Raw genomic sequence first — 17080 nt, 5'->3', positions numbered from 1 at the left:
GATCAGGACTCCTTGTTTTCGTCAGCCGCCGGAGCATCCGCTGCGGTGGTGGTTTCGGTGTCGGCACCGGCTTCCTGTTCGGCGGCCAGCTTTTCCTGCTGCTCGGCCGAAACTTCGGTGTGCACTTCGTGCTCTGCAGCGCTCTCGACCAGACCCGGAGCAGCTTCGTCGCTCTTGGTTTCGTCGGCGTTGCGACGCATGGCGCCCGGGAACGGAACACCTTCGGGAAGCGGAAGCTTCACGGCGTCCTTCACCAGCAGCCAGCCATTCTTCGAACCGGGGACAGAGCCCTTTACGAAGATCAGGCCACGCTCGGCGTCCGTACGGACGACTTCGAGATTCTGCTGCGTGCGCTGACGGTCGCCCATATGGCCGGCCATCTTCTTGTTCTTGAAGACCTTGCCCGGATCCTGACGCTGACCGGTCGAACCGTGCGAACGGTGGGAGAGCGAGACGCCGTGCGTCGCGCGCAGACCCCCGAAGCCCCAGCGCTTCATCGCGCCGGCAAAGCCCTTACCGACGGTGTGGCCGGTGATGTCGACCTTCTGGCCGGCAATGAAGTGATCGGCGGTGATCGTGGCGCCCACGGGAAGGAGACCTTCCTCGTCAGCGACGCGGAATTCCGCGACCTTCTTCTTCAGGCCGACTTCCGCCTTCGCGAAAGCTTCGCGCTGCGGCTTGGCGACGTTCTTCTGCTTGGCTTCGCCCGCGCCGAGCTGGACGGCGAAATAGCCGTCACGGTCGCCCGTGCGCTGTGCGGTAACCTGGCAATCTTCCAGCGACAGGACGGTGACCGGCACGTGGCGGCCATCCTCCTGAAACAGGCGGGTCATCCCGACTTTCTTTGCGATCACGCCAGTGCGCATCGTCAAAACTCCTACACAGAGGCACACGAGGCCCATCCCCGCGTGCATGCCAGCCCGTTTTATGATGCGTCGCCCCGTCCGGGCTGAGTTGCCCTCCCCTTGCGGAAGAGAGCGAGACGGGGGACGCAGGCCCGGACAGATCGTCCGGCGGTATCCCGATGTCTTGCCGAACCTTGCGGTGCGGCGGGGCTATCGAGTGCCCCTGAAAATTCCGGCTGGCTTAACGTCCCGCCGGGGACGGCACGAGATCAGGCGAGCTTGATCTCGACGTTCACGCCAGCGGCCAGGTCGAGCTTCATCAACGCGTCGACGGTCTGGGCGTTGGGCTGCACGATGTCGAGCAGCCGCTTGTAGGTGCGCACCTCGAACTGCTCGCGCGACTTCTTGTCGATGTGCGGACCGCGGTTCACGGTGAACTTCTCGATACGCGTCGGCAGGGGAATGGGGCCGCGAATAAGGGCGCCGGTACGACGTGCGGTGTCTGCGATTTCGCCAGTCGCCTGGTCGAGAACGCGGTGATCGAACGCCTTCAGGCGAATACGGATATTCTGAGCTTCCATTACCTATACCGATGCGAAAGAGCCAATGGACCGTTGGATTTGAGGCCTCTGATCCACAAAAAAGAAAAGCCCGCCCCGCTGGACCCGGTTTTCCGGATGCGGGCGGCCTTCCCTGAAATTCGTTTCGGTCGCTGACGAATCTGCAACCGTTGGCGCGCGTATACGTATCGACCCGCTTCCTGACAACCCCCGAAAGCCGGGAAATTCGCTGTCAGCCCGCGGAGCCGCCACGCTGCCTGCCCGAAAGCAGGATTGCGCACTCATAAAAAGGCAAGGGCCCGCCCCTCTGACTAGAGGAGCGGGCCCTGCTTTTGCAAACCGGCCAAGGCCGGAAGCCAATTACTTCGTGATGTTGGCCACGACGCCCGAGCCGACGGTGCGACCGCCTTCACGGATGGCGAAACGCAAACCTTCGTCCATGGCGATCGGTGCGATGAGCTTGACCGAGATGGTCACGTTGTCGCCCGGCATCACCATTTCGGTGCCTTCCGGCAGGATCACTTCGCCGGTCACGTCGGTGGTGCGGAAGTAGAATTGCGGACGGTAGTTGGCGAAGAACGGCGTGTGACGGCCGCCTTCGTCCTTCGACAGGACGTATACTTCTGCGCTGAATTCCGTGTGCGGGTTGACCGAACCGGGCTTCGCGAGAACCTGTCCACGCTCCACGTCTTCACGTGCAACACCGCGGATCAGGGCACCGATGTTGTCGCCGGCTTCGCCGCGATCGAGCAGCTTGCGGAACATTTCGACGCCGGTGACGGTCGTCTTGCTGGTGTCCTTGATGCCGACGATTTCGACTTCGTCGCCAACGTTCACGACGCCGGTTTCGACGCGGCCGGTGACAACCGTACCACGACCCGAGATCGAGAACACGTCTTCGATCGGCATCAGGAAGTCCTTGTCGACCGGACGATCGGGCTGCGGGATGTGATCGTCGACAGCCTTCATCAGCTCGATGATCGAATCCTTGCCGATGTTGTCGTCACGGCCTTCGAGAGCGGCCAGAGCCGAACCCTTGACGATAGCGATGTTGTCGCCGTCGAAGTCGTAGCTCGAAAGCAGTTCGCGGACTTCCAGTTCGACGAGCTCGAGGATTTCCTCGTCGTCGACCTGGTCGACCTTGTTCATGTACACGACCAGAGCCGGAACGCCGACCTGACGGGCAAGCAGGATGTGCTCGCGCGTCTGGGGCATCGGGCCGTCGGCTGCGTTCACGACCAGGATCGCGCCGTCCATCTGAGCGGCACCGGTGATCATGTTCTTCACGTAGTCGGCGTGACCCGGGCAATCGACGTGCGCATAGTGGCGCGCTTCGGTTTCGTACTCGACGTGTGCGGTCGAGATCGTGATACCGCGCTCACGCTCTTCGGGAGCCTTGTCGATGTTGGCGAAGTCGACGGCCGAACCGCCGTAGGTTTCCGCCATGACCTTCGTGATAGCCGCGGTCAGCGTGGTCTTGCCGTGGTCGACGTGACCGATGGTGCCGATGTTGCAGTGCGGCTTGTTCCGCTCGAATTTTTCCTTAGCCATTTTTCAAATAACCTCTGATTGAAATTGAATCCCTGCGGGGAGAGAGTCGGCACCCGCCGAAACAGGCGCCGCCCCTAGCTGTATCGCTCGCCTTAGGCAAGCTTCTCCTTGACTTCCTGCGCGACGTTGGCGGGCACTTCGTCATAGTGGCTGAACTGCATCGAGTACTGCGCGCGTCCCTGGGTGAAGGAACGCAGTTCGTTCACGTAGCCGAACATGTTCGCGAGCGGCACGTTGGCCTCGACCGCCTGGGCATTGCCGCGGCTGTCGGTGCCCTGGATCTGGCCACGACGCGAGTTGAGGTCGCCGATGACGTCGCCGAGGTAATCCTCGGGAGTCACCACTTCCACCTTCATGATCGGCTCGAGCAGCTTGATGCCGGCCTTTTCGGCGACTTCGCGCATCGCACCGCGACCCGCGATTTCGAACGCGATCGCGCTCGAGTCGACGTCGTGGTACGCACCGTCATACAGGTTGACGGTGAAGTCGATGATCGGGAAGCCGACAAGATGGCCGCTCTCGGCCTGCTCGCGGAAGCCCTTTTCGATCGCCGGGATATATTCCTTCGGAATGTTACCGCCCTTGATCTCGTCTTCGAAGACGAAGCCCTGGCCGCGCTCACCCGGGGTGACCTTGACCTTGACGCGGCCGAACTGGCCGGAGCCGCCCGACTGCTTCTTGTGGGTGTAGTCGACGTCGACCGACTTGCCGAGATATTCACGGTAAGCCACCTGCGGTGCGCCCACGTTCGCTTCGACCTTGAATTCGCGCTTCATGCGATCGACGAGAATGTCGAGGTGAAGCTCGCCCATGCCCTTGATGATCGTCTGACCGCTTTCGTGGTCGGTGCTGACGCGGAAGCTCGGATCCTCGGCAGCCAGGCGGTTGAGCGCAACGCCCATCTTTTCCTGGTCGGCCTTGGTCTTCGGTTCCACCGAAAGCTCGATCACCGGCTCGGGGAATTCCATCCGCTCCAGAATGATCGGCTTGGCCGGATCGCACAGCGTGTCGCCGGTTGTGGTTTCCTTCATGCCGGCAAGTGCGACGATGTCGCCCGCGAATGCTTCTTCGATGTCCTCACGGTTGTTGGAGTGCATCAGCAGCATGCGGCCGATCTTTTCCTTCTTGTCCTTCACGCTGTTCAGGACCTGGCCCTTGGAGAGCTTGCCCGAATAGATGCGGGTGAAGGTGAGCGAGCCGACGAACGGATCGTTCATGATCTTGAAGGCCAGCGCGGCAAACGGCTCGTCGTCGCTCGACGGACGGGTCGCTTCTTCGTCGCTGTCGGGCAGGACGCCCTTGATGGCCGGAACGTCGAGCGGGCTCGGCATGTAGTCGACCACGGCGTCGAGCAGGGGCTGAACGCCCTTGTTCTTGAACGCCGAGCCGCACAGCACGGGCACGAAGTCGCGCGCCATGGTGCCCTTGCGGATCAGCTGCTTGAGCGTCGCCGCGTCGGGTTCTTCACCTTCGAGGTAGGCTTCCATCACGTCGTCGTCCTGCTCCACGGCAGTCTCGACCAGCTTTTCGCGATATTCGGCAGCCTTGTCGGCCATGTCTTCGGGGATGTCGATGAACTCGTACTTCGCGCCGAGATCTTCGTTCTGCCACACGATGCCGCGCATGTTCACGAGGTCGACGACGCCCTTGAGGTCGCTTTCCGCGCCGATCGGGAGATACAGCACCAGCGGGGTCGCGCCGAGGCGTTCGACGATCGAGTTCACGCAGTAATAGAAGTCGGCACCGGTCCGGTCGAGCTTGTTGATGAAGCACATCCGGGGAACGCCATACTTGTCGGCCTGGCGCCACACGGTTTCCGACTGCGGCTCGACGCCGGCAACGCCGTCGAACACGGCAACCGCGCCGTCGAGCACGCGCAGCGAACGCTCGACTTCAATCGTGAAGTCCACGTGGCCGGGAGTGTCGATGATGTTGATGCGGTGCTTGGGCTGGTCGGCACGCAGATCTTCCGGGGCCGAGCGCGGGTCCATGGTCGGATCTTCCGCGGTCCAGAACGTCGTGGTCGCAGCCGAGGTGATGGTGATGCCGCGTTCCTGCTCCTGCTCCATCCAGTCCATCGTTGCGGCGCCGTCGTGGACTTCGCCGATCTTGTAGGACTTGCCGGTGTAGTAGAGGATACGCTCGGTCGTGGTGGTCTTGCCGGCATCGATGTGCGCCATGATGCCGATATTGCGATAACGCTCCAGCGGATAATCGCGGGCCATAAGGAATTCCTCGAAGGTTCGGGGTGAGTGGTCGCCCGCCCCATATAGTTACGTATGTGACAGCTTGAAGGCCGGGACGCAGCGCCCCGGCCCGTCAAGCCAACGCCTTACCAGCGGTAATGCGAGAAGGCGCGGTTCGCGTCCGCCATGCGGTGCGTGTCTTCGCGCTTCTTGACCGCGTTTCCGCGGTTGTTGGCGGCATCCATCAGCTCGCCCGAAAGACGTGCGGCCATGGTGGTTTCCGCACGCCCGCGCGAGGCCGAGATCAGCCAGCGAATGGCGAGGGCCTGAGCACGCTCGGCGCGAACTTCGACCGGCACCTGGTAGGTCGCACCACCGACACGGCGGCTGCGGACTTCGACCTGCGGCTTGATGTTGTCGAGAGCGGTATGGAACAGCTGGATGGGATCGGCCTTGGCCTTGGTCTCGACCACGTCGAGCGCGCCATAGACGATACGCTCCGCAGTGGACTTCTTACCGTCGAGCATGAGGTTGTTCATGAACTTCGAAAGGACCTGATCACCAAACTTGGGATCGGGCAGGATGACCCGCTTTTCGGGACGACGACGACGTGACATTTTCTAAACTCCTTCGGAGAGGTCGCTCACATCCATGAGCGCCCTGCGGCACCAGCCCGCTTCCGCACCCGGCCACCAGAGGATTACCGGGTGAGAGAGCGGGCCGTTGCCGCGCTAAACCTTACTTCGGACGCTTGGCGCCGTACTTCGAGCGGCTCTGCTTGCGATCCTTGACACCCTGCGTATCGAGCACGCCGCGAAGGACGTGGTAACGAACGCCGGGAAGGTCGCGCACACGACCGCCGCGGATGAGCACGACGGAGTGCTCCTGCAGGTTGTGGCCTTCGCCCGGAATGTAGCTGATGACTTCGCGCTGGTTGGTCAGGCGAACCTTGGCCACCTTGCGCAGAGCCGAGTTCGGCTTCTTCGGGGTCGTCGTGTAGACGCGGGTGCAAACGCCGCGCTTCTGCGGATTCTGCTCCATCGCAGGGACCTTGGACTTGGCCTTCTGCGGAGTGCGGCCCTTGCGGACCAGCTGGTTGATTGTCGGCATGAGTCTCTTTCTCTTCACCGTTAGATGGTGACGACTGGGGTTCGATGGTGATGCGCTGCTGGATCGTGCCTTGCATCGCACGCGACGCCGTGAGGCACCGGGGCGGCATATCTGCACGAGCCTGAAACGCTCCACCCACCGGCCACAGGCCACCGGGTTACTTTGACGGCTGCCCCGAGCGAAGTAACCTCCGCTGCAATAGAAAAGAGCCCGATCGCATGAGCGACAGGCCCCCGGGACATGACCGGCAATGTTCAGCTCTATCTGACCGACACGTGACGAATCCCACATCGGATGACCGCGCACATACGGATGAAGGGCCTGGTGGTCAAGCATCGCAGGCAGGCGAAGCCCTGCTGGGAGCCGCGTGCGGTAGAAACCCCTGCCGTCGGCTTAACCTCATCAACAAATATAAACAAGCCGGTTTCACACTTTCTTAGGGGGTGCCGGACTACTTCCCCGCACAACTATCATTGCGCTTCTGGCGCGAACGGGGGCTATTCGAGATGCACAGTGCAGAAAATCGCGCGTTGAAACGGCGTGCGTTCGGCCGGTTGCTGAAGGACACGACGGCAAACGTTCTGCCGCTTGCTGCTGCCGGTATGCTCGTGCTGGTCGGCCTTGTCGGCGGCGGCGTCGACGCTTCGCGCGCCTACATGGTCAAGAACCGCCTCCAGAACGCCTGCGACAGCGCCGTGCTGGCCGGCCGCCGCGCCGTGAGCGCCGATGGTTTCGACGAAGATGCCGAGGCGCAGGCCCGTTCCTACTTCAACACGAACTTCGATCAGTCGAGCGAAGGCACGACCGCAACCGTCTTCAACCCGTCATCCCCCGATGATGGCAATACGATCGAAGGCGCCGCCACGACCAATCTCGACACCATCCTGATGGGAGTGTTCGGATTCCAGAACCTCAGCCTGGCGGTAAGCTGCTCGGCCTCGATGTCGGTCGGTAACAGCGACGTCGTGATGGTGCTCGACAGCACCGGCTCGATGGCTGAAACCCTGGAGGGCACGAGCGTCACGCGACTGAGCGCGCTTCAGGACGCGATGAAGAACTTCTACGACACCGTGAACGGGGCAACGCAGGGCACCAACGCCCGTATCCGGTACGGTTTCGTGCCCTATAGCTCGTCGATCAATGTGGGCCGTCTTCTCGACGAAGATTGGATTTCCGACAGCCACACAATCCAGTCGCGCGTCCCGAAATTCACCGGCAGGAACGTAGTCGTGCTAACCGGATGGGGTGAACCCTATTACGGCTCTTCCACCGGATCGAGCGAAATCACCTCGGCCAACTGGGTGCTGGTATCGGGCCCCTATTCGAAGCAGAACCAGTGCAATGACGCTGAGCCTGTCGACACGGCCTGGGTCAATCGTGGCACGACATCCACGTCGACGGACACGAAGATCGACGGTGAAGGCCGCAAGGTCACAACCACCACGACTTCCCAGCCACAGCGCCGCACCGATTACGAATGCTATCGCGGGAACGACAAGAAATACTACGTGATCTCGCGGCAGCAGGATCGTGACTTCTATAATCACCAGCATGAATATCGTAATCCGGTCTACACGACGGAAACGGTCAACGAATTCGACTACTGGATCTACAAGGATGTTGGGCCGACCGATCCCTACGCGCCGGATTTCGCGACCTACAAGACCTTCAACCCGGCCCAGTCGCGCACCGGCACAAACGGCACGCCGAGAACATTCACTTGGGACGGGTGTATCGAGGAACGCGCCACCGTCAGCGCCAGCGAATTCACCGTCGCCGGATCCACGATCTCGCCTGCGGACGCGGCCGACCTCGATATCGACGGCATTCCCGACAGTTCGAACCCGGCCACGCAGTGGAAGCCGATGTGGCAGGGTATCTCGTACTACCGGACGGTCGTTCAGGACGGGCGGGAATATCTGACCAACAACCCCGAAACGCAACGCGGTCGCGCCACTGGGACCTATTGCCCGTACCAGGCGCAGCTCCTTACCGAGATGGATGAAAGTGCATTCGATGGTTATGCCGACAGTCTGACGGCCCAGGGGTCGACCTACCATGACATCGGAATGATCTGGGGTGCGCGCCTGTCGTCACCGACCGGCCCGTTTTCCGCCAATGTCACGGACTCGCCGGACAATGGTGGCGCAGTCGCGCGGCATATCATCTTCATGACCGACGGCGTTATGGCACCGAACTATAATATCCAGAGCACCTACGGTGTCGAATGGCATGACCGCCGGGTCACCAACGACGGCTACACCGATCAGGCGAAGCGCCACACTGCGCGGTTCCTGGCGGTATGCGCGGCGACCAAGGCCAAGGGCATCCGCGTCTGGGTGATTGCCTTCGCCTCCGGCCTCACCACGCAGCTGGAACGGTGTGCATCGAGCGACAGTTCTTTCACCGCCTCCAACGCGGACGAACTGAACAAGGCGTTCCAGGAAATCGCCAAGGACGTCGGCGAGCTGAGGATTACGCAGTGATCCGCGCTTTCCGCCTGCTTGCCCGTCTCCGCCGCGACGATAGCGGGGCGACCTTGATGGAATTCGGCCTCATCATCACCGTCTTCATGACGCTGATGATGGGCGTGTTCGATATCGGCCACCTCGCCTACACCCAGTCCGTACTCAACGGCGCGGTGCAGACGGCGGCGCGGTCCAGCTCGCTCGAAACCGCGGATACCGCCGCGGCGGATGCCAAGGTTACCGAACTGGTGCAGAACATCGCCCCGGGTTCGGTAATCAGCGCCAGCCGCGTCAGCTATTACGACTTCAATGACATCGACCGCGCCGAATCGTGGAACGACGAAAACGGCGATGGCGACTGCAACGACAACGAGAACTACGTCGACGAAAACGGCAATGGCAGCTGGGATGCCGACATCGGTTCGTCCGGCAACGGCGGCGCGGGTGACGTCGTCGTGTACGAAGTGACGGTGAACTACAAAACGCTGTTTCCCAATCCCTTCCTCATGGCCGATTTTTCAAACCGCGACCTGAAGGCGTCGGTGATCAAGAAGAACCAGCCGTTTGCCGATCAGACGGCCTATGGCGACGATGCGGGGGTATGCGAGTGATGTCGGTGAATAGCCTTGCCACCCGCGCCCGGCACGCAGCCGCCCGCTTCTGGCACGAAACGCGCGCGGTCTCGCTGACCGAGTTCGCGCTGATCCTGCCGATCATGCTGACCCTCGGTCTATACGGCACGGAAATCGCACGGTTGGCGACCACCAAAATGAAGATCAGTCAGATCGCCCTGTCGCTGGCCGATAACGCATCGCGACTGGGACAGACCGACAATAGCGGTGTCACGCCGACGATTTCCGAAGACGGCATCGACGCCGTGCTGGACGGTGCCATACGCGACGGCAGTGCCATCGGGCTCGAAGGGAACGGCCGGATTATCCTCTCCAGCCTCGAATACAGCGACTTCGACGACCGGCAGTACATCCACTGGCAGCGCTGCAAGGGCGATCTCGACGTCGATTCGAACTATGGCGACGACGGCGTCAATAACGGCCTGACCGGTGACCAGATTGACGGCATGGGTTCCGGTGCGACGCAAATCACCGCGCTCAGCGGGCAGGCGGTGATGTTCGTGGAAATCGAATACCAGTACGATCCGCTGTTCGAAAACCCGTTCGGCACCGGCTCGCGCACCATCCGCGAAGAGGCGGCCTACCTCATCCGTGACGACCGCAACCTGGGGCCGGGTCTGACCGGCGGCACAACGGACTCGAGCTGCTCGTAAGCCCCGCGCGCCGTCTCACGCTTCGGCAGTGAGGAAATCCACCAGCGCGCGGACCTTCTTCTGCCGCCACTGCGGCCGCGGAGCGACCAGCCAGTAGGAGCGGCGCCCCGGCTCCGGCCCTTCGAGCACGTCGAGCAGACCGTCGTCGATCGCCTTTTGCGCCAGCAGCAGCGGCAGCATCGCCCTGCCCAGCCCTGCCATCGCGCTCGACAGCGCCTGTCCGGCATTGCCGACCTGGAGCGCGGCATTGCCCGGTTCGGGCACGGGCGCTTCGGGCCAGTGCACCCACTCGTCCGCCCCGCCCTTCGCCGCCACCACCACGCGCTGCGCGGGTGCAAGTTCAACGCCCTCGAGCTCGCCCGGTCCGTCGCAAAGCCGGATCGCGAGATCGAGATTGGCTTCGGTGAAGTCCGTGTCCTCTCCCGCGATCAGCTGGAAGCGCGCCGTCGGATTGGTCTCGCGAAATTTCGTCAGCCGCGGGGCGAGCCACTGGGCGTAGAATTCGCGCGGGGCGGCGATCGTGTACTTGTCGCTCGCCTGCCCGGCCTGGATCGCCTGCACGCTTTCCTCGAACCGCAGGAAGCCTTCGCGCAGCGCGTCGAGCCCCGCGCCGGCTTCGTCGGTCAGTTCGAGCCCCTTGCTCGTCCGGCGAAACAGCACCACGCCGAGCACGTCTTCCAGCGCTCGAATCTGCTGGCCTACGGCGGCAGGCGTCACTGCCAGCTCGTCCGCCGCGCGCGTGAAGGAAAGGTGCCGGGCAGCGGCATCGAACACGCGCAAGGCGTTCAGGGGCAAGAGAGTACGCTTCATTGTGCGCCGCGCATTAGCGCCAGCAGCCGCTCGCTGCAACGCCGGGCGTGCCGCGACGCCGGGCAACCCGATTTTAACCCTGTGCTGGCACAGGTGCACCATGGACCGCGTTTTCAAGCCACGCGAAGAGCGGCAGCAGGCAACCGTCGATCTGACGGCGCTCTTGCTCACCCTAGATGAACGGCTGCGCGAGGTGCAACTGGTCGACCTGTCGGTACAGGGCTGCCGCCTGCGCGGCGTGATCGACGTTATCGAACCGGGCACCGCCGTCGCCATCCGCCTGCCCGGGCTCAGCGAATACGTCTTCGGCAAAATCGCCTGGGGGCGCGGCGACATGGTCGGCATCGAATTGCTCGAGCCGCTGTTCGAGCCGGTCTATCGTTATCTCAAGGACAAGCTTTTCGGCGCCCAGTCGGCAGCCTGACCGTCGACTATCTGGCTTCAGCCGGAGCGGCGAGCGGGAAGAACGGGATAGCCACTTCGAGCGGCGTGCCATCGGCGCGGCGGAAGGTGTAATGCCCCTCCATCGACCCGTGCGGCGTCGCGAGCGGGCAACCCGACACATAGTCATGGCTGCGACCCGGTTCGATGCGCGGCTGTTCGCCGACCACGCCCTCTCCATCCACGTAGTTCACCATTCCGCGCCCGTCGGTGATCCGCCAGTGGCGGGTGCGAAGTTCGACCGGCTCATCGGAATCGTTCTCTATCCGGATGTGATAGACCCAGAACCACTTTTCCGCATCCGGGTCGGATTGCTCCGGCAGGTAATTCACCGCCACGCGCACCACGATGTCGTCGGTGATGGCGGCGTGCTGAAAGAGATCCTTGAGCATGACCGCTATGCTAACGCGAAAGCGGGGGGAAAGGCAAAAGCGGTGCGATGGGCTGTCACCGACAATCCTCGATCACGCGGCTGATTTCCACCCAGCTCGGCAGGTAGAGCGTCGGCGCGCCCTGCGTTTCGAAGGCAAAGCGCCCGCGCGAAAAAGCGATCGCATCGAGCAACGAATCACGTGCGCCCAGGCTCGTGGTGACGAAGGGCTGCCCCGCGATCGGTGCACCGGTGAGCGCGCGCGAGGCGGTTTCGGTCCGCACCGCCAGCGGGACGGCCTGCGTCGCGCTGGCCCGGCGCAGGATCTCGACCCGGCCCGATCCCGTTACGCAGCGAAGGGCAAACTCAGCCTGCCCCGACGATCCGGTAAACACCGCCTCGGTCGCGGCACCGTTGACGCGGTAGCTCCAGTCGCCAGGCGTCTGCGGCGCGTCGATCCAGTTGCGCGGCGGAGGCGGCGGCGCCGGTGCTGCCTGCGGTGCGGGAGTTGGAGCAGGCGTCGGCTCCGGCGCAGGCTCCTGCGAAGACGGAACGCAGGCGACCAGCGTCGCGGCCAGAGCGGCGGCGGGGATCAGGCGAATGGCGGGAAAAAGGTTCATGCCGGGCATAGTGCAGCGAACCGGGCGCTGGCTCAAGCCGCTTCGCCGCGCTATCGGCCCGTTTCGATGGGAAAACCTGCCAAAACACGCGTCGACCAACTGCTCGTGGAGCGCGGCCTTGCCGAAAGCAGCAGCCGTGCGCAGGCGCTGGTCATGGCGGGGCTTGTCTTTTCTGCCGACACAAAGCTGGCGAAACCCGGCCAGGCCCTGCCCGCCGATGCGCCGATCGAGGTGCGCGGGCGCGACCATCCGTGGGTCAGCCGGGGCGGCATCAAGCTCGCTCACGCGATCGAGCACTTTGCACTCGATCCCACGGGCGCGGTGGCGATGGACATCGGCAGTTCGACCGGCGGCTTTACCGACGTCCTGTTGCAAGGCGGCGCGAGCCACGTCTTCGCAGTCGACAGCGGAACCAACCAGCTCGCCTGGTCCCTGCGGCAGGACGAGCGGGTCACCGTGCTGGAACAGACCAGCGCGCGCATCCTGACACCCGATCACATCGACCGCGCCTGCGATTGGGTGGTATGCGACGCAAGCTTCATCGGCCTTGCGAAGGTGCTGGAAGTCCCGCTCTCCCTCGCCGCTCCGAAATGTCGCCTCGTTGCTCTGATCAAGCCGCAGTTCGAGGTTGGTCGGGAAGAGGTCGGCAAGGGCGGCGTGGTCCGCGATCCGGCCCTGCACGCGCGGGTATGCGAAGAAGTGCGGGGCTGGCTGACGGATATCGGCTGGGAGGTCGAAGGCGTGGTCGAAAGCCCGATCACCGGGCCCCAGGGCAATGTCGAATTCCTGATCCACGCAACGCGCGGCTGACAAGCCTTCGCCCCCGGATACGGTCCGGGGAACCCGAACCTTGCTGCACGGTTAATGAAACGACGTCCAGCCGCTGCCCTTCAGGTCAACGCACGCTCGCGGGAGGATGTCGCATCCGGCCGTGAATGCGGCCCAACAGTGAGGACTGGATATGCGTAGACTTTCCCTTGCCTGCATGGTCGTTACCGGCCTCGGCCTTTCGGCCTGCACCAACTACAACGATCCCGAACCCGCCCCGCCGATGGGCGCAGGCGCGCTGGTCGGCACCGTCGCCGCCGATCGCGACGGCGATGGCATCGCGGACGGGTATTACGACGCCAATGGCAATCATTACGCCTTCCAGGCTCCGCCTTGCCCGGAACCGGAACCGATGCCCACCTATCAGCCCACGCCTACCGGCGAGCGCGGCTGACGATATGAACCGCGGGGCGCGATCTCTCCCTTGAAGGGAGGTCGCGCCCCGACGATCTCAGGGTAATATGAAGAACCAGATCGCCAGCGCCGCGCTCGCCGCCATTGCGCTTGTCGCCGCACCGGCCAATGCGCAGGATAGCGCCGAGCCGAGCGTGGCGGCGTTGCCCCTCGCGGCGGCGCAGTCTCAGGCGAATGTCTCCGTCATGGGCGCATCCGACCGTGCGGTCGCGGAACAGATCCGCCGCAAGGCCCGCTCAAAGTACAAGAAATTCTACGCCGATCGCGGCTACTGGCCGATGTGGGTGGAGAACGGTGCGGTCCGTCGAGCGGCCGACACTCTCATCACGCTGATGCAGACGTCGCGCATCGATGGTCTGAGCCCCGCCGACTACGATATTTCCGACCTTCGCGAAGCTGTCGTCCGGGCCCGTTCGGGAAGCGCGGAGGATCTCGCCCGCGCCGAGCTGATGCTGTCGCAAGGTTTTGCCGGTTTCGCCCGCGACATGCAGCGCGTGAGGCAAAGCTCGCTGACGTATTACGACGACGCCGCCCGCCCTGCGCCCGCCGACGAGGCGGAGGTTCTGCGCCGCGCGGCCCTTGCCAGTTCAATTGACGATTACGTCGCACAGCTTGGCTGGATGAACCCGGCCTATGGCGGTCTGCGCAACGCGCTGGCGCGCCATTCCGAACGGATGGACGCAGCGCCCGGCCTGACCATTCCTGCCGGGCCGACCTTGCGCGCGGGACAGTCCGGCAACCGGGTCCGTCTCCTTCGCCTCAAGCTCGGCTTGTCCGAAGGCACGGCTTTCGATGCAGAGTTGAGCGAAGCCGTCGCGGCGTTCCAGCGCGACCACGGGCTTTCCGCCGATGGAATCGTCGGGCGCAACACGCTCGCCGCGCTGAACACCCAACCGATCGACCAGTCGCGCAAGCTGCGCCTCAATCTCGAGCGGGCGCGCGACCTGCCCGGACCTTGGGAACGCCACATCCTCGTCAATGTCGCGGCGCAAGAACTGACGCTTTACAACGACGGGAAGGTCGAAGGGCGCATGAAGGTGGTGGTCGGAACGCCAGAAACGCCGACCCCGATGATGGCGGGCATGGTGCGCTACGCTACCCTCAATCCCTACTGGAACGTGCCGGTGGATTTCGTGAAGCGCCGCATCGCGCCGGGCGTGCTGGCGGGGGCCTCGTTGCAGAAGCTCGGATACGAAGCCCTGAGCGACTGGACGCGCGACGCCCGCCCGCTCGATGCCGATGCGATCGACTGGCGCGCCGTCGCCAGCGGGCAGGAGCAGGTGCGCGTCCGCGAACTGCCCGGTCCCGGCAATTCGATGGGCAGCGTCAAGTTCATGTTCCCGAACGACCAGGGCATCTACCTGCACGACACCCCCAACCGCGCCCTGTTCGGCAAGGATTCGCGCGCCTTCAGCAATGGCTGCGTCCGGTTGGAAGACGCCGGCGAACTGGGCCGCTGGTTGTTCGGCAGCAGCATCGCGGCGGAAGGCGACGCGCCCGAACAGAACCGCAGCGTGCCGCGCCCGGTCCCTGTCTACCTGACCTATCTCACCGCCGTTCCGGGCGATCGCGGCATCCGCTTCCTGCCCGATATCTACGAACGGGACACCATGCGTCCGATGCAGGTCGCCGGGCGATAAGCCGCGCATAAAGGTTTGCCCAGTTTGGGAACAAGCCTGCCGCGCCCATTGCCCTTGCTGCCCGCGCTCGGCATCACTTGCACTCCCGCGAATCGAGCAAGGACAGCCATCGAATGAACTTCATCGCGTCCGCCGGCCAATTGCGCGCCAGCTTCATCCGCTGGGCGTTGTTCCTCGTGCCGGCGATCGTGTTGCTGGGTTTCCTCTCCGGGCGCCTCGCGGGCAGCGGACCGGGAAACGGGTGGTTCGACGCGCTGGTGAAGCCGGGCATCTACCCCCCTCCCGCCACATTCGGGATCGTCTGGACGATCCTTTACATCATGATGGGCCTTGCCTTGACAATCGTGGTCACCGCGCGCGGCGCGCGGCTGCGCAGGGCGGCAATCATTGCCTTTGTGGTGCAGTTCCTGCTTAATCTCGCCTATACGCCAACCTTCTTCGCCGCGCACCAAATGACCGCCGCGCTCGGCGTGATCATCGCGCTGGCGCTTGCGCTCGTCGTCACGATCGTGCTGTTCTGGCGCGTGCGCAGGCTGGCAGGATTACTGCTGCTTCCCTATCTGGCATGGGTCCTGTTCGCGGGCGTGCTCAATTACGAGTTCCTGCGGCTCAACCCCGCTGCTGACGGCACCGACGCTCCGCCGCCGACCGTCCAGCGCTACGAATTCTGAGAAAAGAGGCCTATCGCCATGCAGTCCGAAAATCCGATGATCGCCGATTTCGTCAAGATGCTGAACGGCGCGGCTGGCACCTTCGCCGGAATGACCCGCGAAGCGCGTGAAGGTGCGCGGGAAAAGGTGCGCGAAGCCATGGGCGGGCTGGACTTCGTCAGCCGCGAGGAATTCGATGCGGTCAAGGCGATGGCCGCGAAGGCCCGCGACGAGAACGAGGCGCTCGAAGCTCGCATAGTGGCGCTGGAAAAGACGCTCGCTAACAAAGGTTGAGCGATACGGCGGGAACGCGGCGCACCGCACGGATGTTTGTTCGGGCGAAAGGTATTCGCCCATGTTCACGCAGCTCAATCCGCCGATGCCCGTTTTCGTGGAGGATCGCGGCAAGGGTCTTGCCGTCGCCGTGATCGACTACGGGCCGGAACACAATCTCATCTGGGTGACCGCGATCGACGATACTGGCGAGCTATGGTGCGCGCCCAATCCAAAGGTGCGGATGCAGGCCAACTGGTCGATGGGCCGCGGGCGCAGCGCATCGGAAGACCGGCACAAGAACGGCGCCGCCGACCTGATCGTAACGTCGAGCCAACCGCAGCCTGCAAACCCCTGACCTTGCCGCAGCGGCCTTGCGTGGGCCGCCGGCCGCGATAATGCCGCTCCATGCACCTCCGCGCCCCAGCCATCGTCATCGCCGCGCGCAGTCATGGCGAAACCGGCGTCGTGGCACGGCTGCTGACGGCAGATCATGGCGTCCTTGCGGCTTATGTCGCGGGGGGTCGGGGGCGGCAGATGCGCCCGGTCGTGATCCCGGGCAACCGCGTCTCGGCAGAAGTGCGTGCGAAGTCCGACAGCCAATTGCCCTTCGCGAAACTCGAACTGGTGGAAAGTCGCGGCCCATGGCTCGGCGAACCCCTCGCTGCAGCAGCGATCGGCTGGTCGACCGCGCTCGCTGCCAGCGTCCTGCCTGAACGGCAGGAATATCCCGCCCTCTACGAAGCGCTCGAGGGACTGCTTCAGGCCATCTGCCACGCTCCTTCGGCGCGCGGCTGGGCCGTGGCGCTTGTCGGTTACGAAGGCCTGATGCTGCGCGACCTCGGCTATGGCGGACCGCAGAAAACATTGACGATGCCATCTGCCGAAACGCAATGGCCTGAAATCCTTGCGCTTCTCGACCGGCTGGCGCCACTGCTGGAACGGCATCTGCTTGCCGGGCGAGCGGGCGATGTTATGGCCGCGCGCAACCGCCTGCGCGCCATGCTCGGGCGCATCGGAGAATAGCAA

The 17080-nt window shown here is 63.7% G+C and carries 20 protein-coding genes; 11 read left to right on the top strand and 9 right to left on the bottom strand.

What is annotated here, in order from left to right:
* Positions 1-2: 2 nt before the first annotated feature.
* The 6 genes from rplC to rpsL form a co-directional block, all read right to left on the bottom strand.
* Positions 3-866 (bottom strand): 50S ribosomal protein L3, encoded by an 864-nt coding sequence (gene rplC / locus ACXYN8_RS10855; RefSeq protein ID WP_458889455.1) that lies wholly within the window; start codon positions 864-866, stop codon positions 3-5.
* 248 nt (positions 867-1114) lie between these two features.
* Positions 1115-1426, bottom strand: coding sequence for a 30S ribosomal protein S10 (rpsJ, locus tag ACXYN8_RS10850; protein WP_034905023.1), 312 nt, complete (start codon positions 1424-1426; stop codon positions 1115-1117).
* A 339-nt stretch (positions 1427-1765) separates the two neighbouring features.
* A complete protein-coding gene (tuf, locus tag ACXYN8_RS10845) occupies positions 1766-2956 on the bottom strand; it encodes an elongation factor Tu (RefSeq protein WP_458889454.1) in 1191 nt (396 codons plus the stop codon).
* 92 nt (positions 2957-3048) lie between these two features.
* Complete coding sequence (gene fusA / locus ACXYN8_RS10840; protein WP_458889453.1) at positions 3049-5181, bottom strand: elongation factor G; 2133 nt, start codon at positions 5179-5181, stop codon at positions 3049-3051.
* 107 nt (positions 5182-5288) lie between these two features.
* Entirely contained in the window at positions 5289-5759 is a 471-nt protein-coding gene (gene rpsG / locus ACXYN8_RS10835; RefSeq protein WP_458889452.1) for a 30S ribosomal protein S7, read from the bottom strand.
* Between the two features lie 121 nt (positions 5760-5880).
* On the bottom strand, positions 5881-6252 hold the full coding sequence (gene rpsL / locus ACXYN8_RS10830) for a 30S ribosomal protein S12 (protein ID WP_007164630.1): 372 nt from the start codon (positions 6250-6252) through the stop codon (positions 5881-5883).
* A 530-nt stretch (positions 6253-6782) separates the two neighbouring features.
* Between rpsL and ACXYN8_RS10825 the strand changes: the two genes are divergently transcribed.
* From ACXYN8_RS10825 to ACXYN8_RS10815, 3 genes are read left to right on the top strand one after another with little or no spacing between them, the layout of a single operon-like run.
* Positions 6783-8738 (top strand): Tad domain-containing protein, encoded by a 1956-nt coding sequence (locus ACXYN8_RS10825; protein WP_458889451.1) that lies wholly within the window; start codon positions 6783-6785, stop codon positions 8736-8738.
* Complete coding sequence (locus tag ACXYN8_RS10820) at positions 8735-9331, top strand: TadE/TadG family type IV pilus assembly protein (protein ID WP_458889450.1); 597 nt, start codon at positions 8735-8737, stop codon at positions 9329-9331. Before ACXYN8_RS10825 ends, ACXYN8_RS10820 begins: the two co-directional genes overlap by 4 nt.
* The gene (locus ACXYN8_RS10815; protein WP_458889449.1) at positions 9331-10005 is read left to right on the top strand and encodes a TadE/TadG family type IV pilus assembly protein; all 675 of its coding nucleotides are present in this window, start codon (positions 9331-9333) and stop codon (positions 10003-10005) included. Before ACXYN8_RS10820 ends, ACXYN8_RS10815 begins: the two co-directional genes overlap by 1 nt.
* 15 nt (positions 10006-10020) lie before the next feature.
* Here the strand turns inward: ACXYN8_RS10815 and ACXYN8_RS10810 are convergent, their stop codons facing one another.
* Positions 10021-10815 carry a LysR substrate-binding domain-containing protein gene (locus tag ACXYN8_RS10810; protein WP_458889448.1) on the bottom strand — a complete coding sequence of 265 codons (795 nt, stop codon included), beginning with the start codon at positions 10813-10815 and terminating at the stop codon, positions 10021-10023.
* Between the two features lie 100 nt (positions 10816-10915).
* Between ACXYN8_RS10810 and ACXYN8_RS10805 the strand changes: the two genes are divergently transcribed.
* On the top strand, positions 10916-11239 hold the full coding sequence (locus ACXYN8_RS10805; protein WP_458889447.1) for a PilZ domain-containing protein: 324 nt from the start codon (positions 10916-10918) through the stop codon (positions 11237-11239).
* Positions 11240-11246: 7 nt separating this feature from the next.
* Here the strand turns inward: ACXYN8_RS10805 and apaG are convergent, their stop codons facing one another.
* Together apaG and ACXYN8_RS10795 are read right to left on the bottom strand one after the other, a co-directional pair.
* Positions 11247-11648, bottom strand: coding sequence for a Co2+/Mg2+ efflux protein ApaG (gene apaG, locus ACXYN8_RS10800; RefSeq protein WP_458889446.1), 402 nt, complete (start codon positions 11646-11648; stop codon positions 11247-11249).
* A gap of 55 nt (positions 11649-11703) precedes the next feature.
* Positions 11704-12246: a hypothetical protein gene (locus ACXYN8_RS10795; protein ID WP_458889445.1), complete on the bottom strand. Its 543-nt coding sequence runs from the start codon at positions 12244-12246 to the stop codon at positions 11704-11706.
* Between the two features lie 66 nt (positions 12247-12312).
* Between ACXYN8_RS10795 and ACXYN8_RS10790 the strand changes: the two genes are divergently transcribed.
* From ACXYN8_RS10790 to recO, 7 genes are all read left to right on the top strand, one after another.
* The gene (locus tag ACXYN8_RS10790; RefSeq protein WP_458889444.1) at positions 12313-13056 is read left to right on the top strand and encodes a TlyA family RNA methyltransferase; all 744 of its coding nucleotides are present in this window, start codon (positions 12313-12315) and stop codon (positions 13054-13056) included.
* 151 nt (positions 13057-13207) lie between these two features.
* A complete protein-coding gene (locus ACXYN8_RS10785) occupies positions 13208-13468 on the top strand; it encodes a hypothetical protein (protein WP_458889443.1) in 261 nt (86 codons plus the stop codon).
* A gap of 67 nt (positions 13469-13535) precedes the next feature.
* On the top strand, positions 13536-15128 hold the full coding sequence (locus ACXYN8_RS10780; protein ID WP_458889442.1) for a L,D-transpeptidase family protein: 1593 nt from the start codon (positions 13536-13538) through the stop codon (positions 15126-15128).
* 113 nt (positions 15129-15241) lie between these two features.
* On the top strand, positions 15242-15799 hold the full coding sequence (locus ACXYN8_RS10775) for a TspO/MBR family protein (RefSeq protein ID WP_458889441.1): 558 nt from the start codon (positions 15242-15244) through the stop codon (positions 15797-15799).
* Positions 15800-15817: 18 nt separating this feature from the next.
* Positions 15818-16072: an accessory factor UbiK family protein gene (locus ACXYN8_RS10770; protein WP_458889440.1), complete on the top strand. Its 255-nt coding sequence runs from the start codon at positions 15818-15820 to the stop codon at positions 16070-16072.
* A 61-nt stretch (positions 16073-16133) separates the two neighbouring features.
* A complete protein-coding gene (locus ACXYN8_RS10765; RefSeq protein WP_458889439.1) occupies positions 16134-16409 on the top strand; it encodes a hypothetical protein in 276 nt (91 codons plus the stop codon).
* A 50-nt stretch (positions 16410-16459) separates the two neighbouring features.
* Positions 16460-17077, top strand: a complete 618-nt coding sequence (gene recO / locus ACXYN8_RS10760; protein WP_458889438.1) for a DNA repair protein RecO — start codon at positions 16460-16462, stop codon at positions 17075-17077.
* Positions 17078-17080 lie beyond the last annotated feature (3 nt).

The sequence above is a fragment of the Altererythrobacter sp. CAU 1778 genome (genome assembly GCF_054482795.1).
The sequence above is the reverse complement of the archived record's forward strand: the minus strand, read 5'-3'. Positions and strand labels throughout refer to the sequence as shown.

What these genes read in the sequence shown, in the direction of transcription:
- rplC (WP_458889455.1), bottom strand. Translation starts at nt 866, where the DNA reads ATGCGCACTGGCGTGATCGCAAAGAAAGTCGGGATGACCCGCCTGTTT.
- rpsJ (WP_034905023.1), bottom strand. Translation starts at nt 1,426, where the DNA reads ATGGAAGCTCAGAATATCCGTATTCGCCTGAAGGCGTTCGATCACCGC.
- tuf (WP_458889454.1), bottom strand. Translation starts at nt 2,956, where the DNA reads ATGGCTAAGGAAAAATTCGAGCGGAACAAGCCGCACTGCAACATCGGC.
- fusA (WP_458889453.1), bottom strand. Translation starts at nt 5,181, where the DNA reads ATGGCCCGCGATTATCCGCTGGAGCGTTATCGCAATATCGGCATCATG.
- rpsG (WP_458889452.1), bottom strand. Translation starts at nt 5,759, where the DNA reads ATGTCACGTCGTCGTCGTCCCGAAAAGCGGGTCATCCTGCCCGATCCC.
- rpsL (WP_007164630.1), bottom strand. Translation starts at nt 6,252, where the DNA reads ATGCCGACAATCAACCAGCTGGTCCGCAAGGGCCGCACTCCGCAGAAG.
- ACXYN8_RS10815 (WP_458889449.1), top strand. Translation starts at nt 9,331, where the DNA reads ATGTCGGTGAATAGCCTTGCCACCCGCGCCCGGCACGCAGCCGCCCGC.
- ACXYN8_RS10810 (WP_458889448.1), bottom strand. Translation starts at nt 10,815, where the DNA reads ATGAAGCGTACTCTCTTGCCCCTGAACGCCTTGCGCGTGTTCGATGCC.
- ACXYN8_RS10805 (WP_458889447.1), top strand. Translation starts at nt 10,916, where the DNA reads ATGGACCGCGTTTTCAAGCCACGCGAAGAGCGGCAGCAGGCAACCGTC.
- apaG (WP_458889446.1), bottom strand. Translation starts at nt 11,648, where the DNA reads ATGCTCAAGGATCTCTTTCAGCACGCCGCCATCACCGACGACATCGTG.
- ACXYN8_RS10795 (WP_458889445.1), bottom strand. Translation starts at nt 12,246, where the DNA reads ATGAACCTTTTTCCCGCCATTCGCCTGATCCCCGCCGCCGCTCTGGCC.
- ACXYN8_RS10790 (WP_458889444.1), top strand. Translation starts at nt 12,313, where the DNA reads ATGGGAAAACCTGCCAAAACACGCGTCGACCAACTGCTCGTGGAGCGC.
- ACXYN8_RS10785 (WP_458889443.1), top strand. Translation starts at nt 13,208, where the DNA reads ATGCGTAGACTTTCCCTTGCCTGCATGGTCGTTACCGGCCTCGGCCTT.
- ACXYN8_RS10780 (WP_458889442.1), top strand. Translation starts at nt 13,536, where the DNA reads ATGAAGAACCAGATCGCCAGCGCCGCGCTCGCCGCCATTGCGCTTGTC.
- ACXYN8_RS10775 (WP_458889441.1), top strand. Translation starts at nt 15,242, where the DNA reads ATGAACTTCATCGCGTCCGCCGGCCAATTGCGCGCCAGCTTCATCCGC.
- ACXYN8_RS10770 (WP_458889440.1), top strand. Translation starts at nt 15,818, where the DNA reads ATGCAGTCCGAAAATCCGATGATCGCCGATTTCGTCAAGATGCTGAAC.
- ACXYN8_RS10765 (WP_458889439.1), top strand. Translation starts at nt 16,134, where the DNA reads ATGTTCACGCAGCTCAATCCGCCGATGCCCGTTTTCGTGGAGGATCGC.
- recO (WP_458889438.1), top strand. Translation starts at nt 16,460, where the DNA reads ATGCACCTCCGCGCCCCAGCCATCGTCATCGCCGCGCGCAGTCATGGC.